This window comes from Pirellulales bacterium (assembly GCA_036499395.1).
Classification (GTDB): Bacteria; Planctomycetota; Planctomycetia; order Pirellulales; family JACPPG01; genus JACPPG01.
In genome coordinates this window covers 1-5,348 of sequence record DASYDW010000054.1, presented here as the reverse complement: position 1 = coordinate 5,348, position 5,348 = coordinate 1, and the positions used below count along the sequence as shown (strand labels likewise).

4 protein-coding genes are annotated in these 5,348 nt (G+C 56.9%); 2 read left to right on the top strand and 2 right to left on the bottom strand.

Going from position 1 to position 5,348, the window contains the following annotated elements:
* Nucleotides 1–794: LysR substrate-binding domain-containing protein (locus VGN12_07920; protein HEY4309363.1), on the bottom strand; the 794-nt coding region annotated here is incomplete at its 3' end.
* A gap of 385 nt (nt 795–1,179) precedes the next feature.
* Here VGN12_07920 and VGN12_07915 point away from each other — a divergent pair.
* Nucleotides 1,180–1,797 (top strand): glutathione S-transferase family protein, encoded by a 618-nt coding sequence (locus VGN12_07915; GenBank protein ID HEY4309362.1) that lies wholly within the window; start codon nt 1,180–1,182, stop codon nt 1,795–1,797.
* Between the two features lie 137 nt (nt 1,798–1,934).
* Here the strand turns inward: VGN12_07915 and VGN12_07910 are convergent, their stop codons facing one another.
* Nucleotides 1,935–2,855, bottom strand: coding sequence for a proline dehydrogenase family protein (locus tag VGN12_07910; GenBank protein ID HEY4309361.1), 921 nt, complete (start codon nt 2,853–2,855; stop codon nt 1,935–1,937).
* A 510-nt stretch (nt 2,856–3,365) separates the two neighbouring features.
* Here VGN12_07910 and VGN12_07905 point away from each other — a divergent pair.
* Nucleotides 3,366–5,348: OsmC domain/YcaO domain-containing protein (locus VGN12_07905; GenBank protein ID HEY4309360.1), on the top strand; the 1,983-nt coding region annotated here is incomplete at its 3' end.

Genomic DNA, 5,348 nt, shown 5'->3' with positions numbered 1-5,348 from the left:
TAGAGATACTCCTGGAGGATCGGCGCGTCGGCTTCCAAAGGCAGTTGGCGCAGATCGGGATGCGCCGGCGCTTCGCCGAGCGGCATCAGCGTGCAGCCCATGTTGTGGCGAATCGCTTCATAGATCGCCTCACGGCTGCCGATTTCGATCAGCTTCGCGGGCGCGATTCCAAGGCGCTTGAGTGCGCTCTCGGTCGCCTCGCGGGTGCGCGAGCCGGGCTCGCGCAGCAGCAGCGTGTGTGCGGCGATGTCAGCGAGCCTGACCACTTTCTGCGCGGCCAGCGGATGTTTGCAATGCGCGACGACGACGAGCGGATCGTCGGCGATCGTACGGCGAGCAAAACGCGGGTCGTCGACCCGTTGCGACGACACGGCCAGATCGACGCGGAAGTCGAGCAACGCATCGAGGATCTGCTGCGAATTGCCGATCTCGACACAGATTTTGACGGCCGGATACTGCCGATGAAACGCCGCGATGGCCGGCAGAATGTAATAAGGCCCGGTCGCCCCGACCCGCAGATTGCCGGCGGCGAGTTCGCGTTCGTTGCGCAGCGTGAAGTCGATGTCGCTTTCGGTTTGCTGCATGCGGTCGATCAGCGGCATCAACGCGGCGCCGGCATCGGTCAGGTCGAAACGACTGCCGCGCCGATGGAACAGCTCGACGCCATACTGTTTTTCCAGTTGCTGAATGCGCGCCGTGATGGTCGGCTGACTGACTTCGAGACGCTTTGCGGCGGCGGTCACACTGCCCTGCCGGACGGTTTCATAAAAGGCGACCAGAAGCGGTGCGAGCATGGAAGGCTAAAGGCAAAGCTTCCAGTTTATTACCACGGCGTGGCAATTTCGTTACGCTTGGTGGGACTGTGGACCTGGCGGCGGGACTATCAGATGGGTGGTTTTAGCGATGCGCGTCGCACGCAAGCGTTTCTCTGATCCTTTGGCCCGATCCGACAGTACTTCGCGCTGCCCGCCCAGACATTGGACGAACGCGGCATGTCATCGTGCAGCACGCCAGGACCGCTTCACCACATGGCATGGTTGGACTGTCGCTGCTGTATTTCAGAAATGCTATTTAATAAGGATCGCTATGATTTGGTTGGGCGCGTAGGCTGCAGCCGTCAACTTGACGAGGCCCAACCGAGTTCTGGTAGCCTGCGCGAGAAACTCGAGGTTAATGACCATGCCCGACATCACGCTCTATTTCGCCCCCGCTAGCAGAGCCTTCACCCCGCGTTGGCTACTTGAAGAACTCGGACTACCGTACCGGGTGGAGACCCTCAGCCTACGCAAAGGCGCTCAAAAATCACCACGCTTCCTCCAGGTCAACCCGATGGGCAAGGTTCCCGCGCTAACGGACGGCCCGGTGACAGTTTCGGAAAATCCGGCCATCTGCATTTATCTGGCGGATCGCTACAGTCCGGGCAATCTGGCTCCGCTTCTGGATGCCCCCGAGCGAGGCAGCTACCTGCGCTGGATGATCTTTTCCACCGCGGTTTTCGAGCCTGCGATTTACTTGCAGGAACCGGACGATCCGTTGGCCGCGAGCGGTCGCGGGTGGGGAGACCGGTCCAGAATGCTCGAAGTCCTGGACCAGGCTCTTTCGACCGGCCCCTGGCTATTGGGTGATCACTTTTCCGCTGCCGATGTGATGCTTGGCTCGTTGCTGTCGGTTGCATTGTTCAATCGGCGTATTGCGAGGCCTGCGGAATCGCTCGTGCGGTATGCGCAGCGTTTGGCGCAGAGACCCGCTTATAGCCGTGCGGCGCAGGCAACCTGGCCGCCGGCGGAGTCGATTTAGCAGCAGCTCTTTTTTACTGGCTGTGTGGTTCGCGCGCGGGAGGAAATTGCTGCGCTTTCGCGCTATGGTCGGCGAGACACCGGCAACGCCTGATAGAAAGCGGGACCAACGATATGGTCGGTCCCCTGCTGTCAGGATTAGCGAGCCCGATGGCCGCGTAGCATCGCGGCCAGGATATAGCCGGCAATTCGCGGATTTTCCTTGATTCGCCTCGTGCTGTAGCCGTACCAGTCATGACCGTATGGCACATAGACGCGAACGCTAAATCCTTGCGCAAGCAAAGCATCACGCTGCGGCTCGCACACCCCCAACAACATCTGAAACTCGAATCGAGACCTGTCAATCCGCTCGCGTTGCAGCCAATGGGTCAACGTATCGATCAATTGCGCGTCGTGCGTTGCAATGCCCACGAACGATCCCGCCTCTATTGCGCCTGAAACGTGTCGAACGAAGTGCGGATTGATCGCTGCCCGATCCTTCGACGCACCATCGACGAGATGCTCGTTTGCCTCTGCATAAATTCCCTTGCAAATGCGCATGCGGCTCTTGCGTGCCTGCAGTGGAACGATGTCACCGCTCGTACGCATCAAATACGCTTGCAGTGCGATTCCGATTGGATATCCGTCGGCTTCCAGCTTCGCGAACGCGTCGAGAGTTTTCTGGGTGCAACTGATGTCCTCCATATCGATGCACGCGCTGATTCCGGACGATGCTGCCGCTCGCAGAATCATCGAAACTCGCGCCATGCATGCGCTTTCATCGAGATGCAGGCCCAGAGCGGTCAGTTTTATCGACAGTTCGGTGGGCTCGTTTCTCGCCCCGAACTCCTGGGCGAGATCCAGATATTCGCGAGCCATCGAATCTGCCTGATCCGACGACGATGCGGTCTCGCCCAGCACATCGACGGTTGTTCGGAAGCCCGCTGCGTGGAGCGCGCCGATGCGCGTGCGGGCATCGGCGAGTGTTTCGCCGGCAATATAACGGCGGGAGATTTTACGGATCAGCGAACGGGGAACCAGCGGGATGGCGCGAGCCGCCATCGTATTGAGAATACGCATGTTGTGGTCTCATCAAAACGCAGTCGCGCGAATCTGCTTGTGATGTATAGATTCGAGCGACATCGCCGGACATGTTATTCACAACATGTCCGGGACGAATGCCTGAGCGGACGCAATCACTGCGTCGACACAGGCTTTCAGTGCGTTTTCGAGGGAGGCCAGGCGGCTGCGTACATTGTTTGAGTGGAGGCTTTTGAGGTTCGCTATGGGGTGAATCAAAGCCTGATTTTTTTGTGTCCGTCAGGCGTTGGGGATCGTAGCATGAACGAATAGACGGTGGTGGTGAGGCGATGCGCGCTGCACCGGGGTTGTGATTGTTGATCTCGAAGTGGCCGAACGTGGTGCGATGCCGACCGGCTGAGCCCACCCCACTGCACTCCCCCAGATTCCTTCAAAGCGGCCCTCCAAACCGCGACCAACGATTGTTTCTCAGGAGGCCCGCACCACGGTTGCGCACCGGGTGGGATAATAGCGGCCACATCATCTCGAGCGCCACCCCAGGATTCCCCCATGGAAATTAAAGTCAATTTTCTCGACAAGCTACGTCTTGAAGCCAAATTCGATGACTTCACGGTAATAGCCGATCAGCCGATTCGTTATAAAGGCGACGGCTCGGCGCCGGGTCCCTTCGATTATTTTCTGGCTTCATCGGCATTGTGTGCAGCTTATTTTGTAAAGTTATACTGCGTAAATCGCAATATCCCTACAGAAAATATTCGCCTGTCGCAGAACAATATTATTGATCCGGAAAACCGCTATCAGCAGATTTTCAAGATTCAGGTTGAATTGCCGCCGGATATCTCGGAGGTCGACCGCCGGGGTATTTTGCGTTTTATCGACCGTTGTACGGTTAAAAAGGTCGTGCAAGCCGGACCCGAATTTATCATCGAAGAAGTAGAAAACCTGGATGCCGATGCTCAGTCGTTGCTGACGTTGAAGCCGGCTTCCGATGCAAGCACCTATATTACGGGCAAGGATTTGCCGTTGGAGCAAACCATCGCCAATATGTCGGCCATTCTGGCAGGCTTGGGCATGAAGATTGAAATTGCTTCGTGGCGCAATATCGTTCCAAATGTGTGGTCGTTGCATATCCGCGATGCACACTCGCCAATGTGTTTCACCAACGGCAAGGGCTCGACCAAAGAAAGCGCGCTGGCGTCGGCATTGGGCGAGTTTATCGAACGTCTGAATTGCAACCATTTTTATGGCGGCGCGTTCTGGGGCGAAGATATTGCCAATGCGGAATTTGTCCATTACCCGAACGAGCGCTGGTTTAAGCCCGGCCGCAAGGATGCGCTACCGGCTGAAATTCTGGATGCGTATTGCCTCGAAATTTATAATCCCGATGGCGAATTGCGTGGCTCGCATCTGTACGACACCAACTCCGGCAATGTGCAGCGCGGTATCTGTTCGCTGCCGTATGTGCGGCAGTCGGACGGCGAGGTGGTGTACTTTCCGTCCAACCTGGTCGAGAACCTGTACGTCAGCAATGGCATGAGTGCCGGTAATACGCTGGCCGAAGCGCAGGTGCAATGTCTGTCCGAAATTTTCGAACGTGCGGTAAAGCGTGAAATTCTGGAGGGCGAAATTGCATTGCCTGATGTGCCGCTGGAAGTGCTGGAGAAATACCCGAGCATTCTGGCCGGGATTCGCGGCTTGGAAGAGCAAGGCTTTCCTGTGCTGGTAAAGGATGCGTCGCTGGGTGGAATCTACCCGTTGATGTGCGTCACATTGATGAATCCGCGGACCGGCGGTGTTTTTGCGTCGTTCGGCGCTCACCCGAGCTTCGAAGTGGCGCTGGAGCGGAGTCTTACCGAATTGCTACAGGGGCGCAGTTTCGAAGGCCTGAACGATTTACCTCCGCCCACCTTCGTCAGTAACGCCGTGACTGAATCGAATAACTTTGTCGAGCACTTCATCGATTCCAGCGGTGTGGTGTCGTGGCGCTTTTTCAGCGCCAAAGCGAATTTCGAGTTTGTCGAGTGGGATTTTTCGGGCCAGGGCGAAAACTCCAACGCCGAGGAAGCGGCAACGTTGTTCGGCATTCTCGAAGACATGGGCAAAGAAGCGTACATGGCGGTGTATGACCAATTGGACGCCGTCGCCTGCCGGATTTTAGTGCCCGGTTACTCCGAAGTTTATCCGGTAGAGGATTTGATCTGGGATAACACGAACAAAGCCCTGTTGTTCCGCAGCGATATTTTGAATCTGCATCGCCTGGACGATGCAGCCCTCGCAGCACTGCTCGAGCGGCTCGAAAACAACGAGCTGGATGAGTACTCCGACATTGCCACTTTGATCGGCATCGAATTTGACGAGAATACGGACTGGGGTCAGCTCACCGTCATCGAATTGAAACTGCTGATTAATCTTGCCTTGCAGCAGCTCGAGGAAGCGCAGGAACTGACGGGAGCGTTCCTGCAATACAACGACAACTCGGTCGAGCGCGGATTGTTTTATCAGGCCGTGAACGTGGTGCTGGAGGTGCTGCTC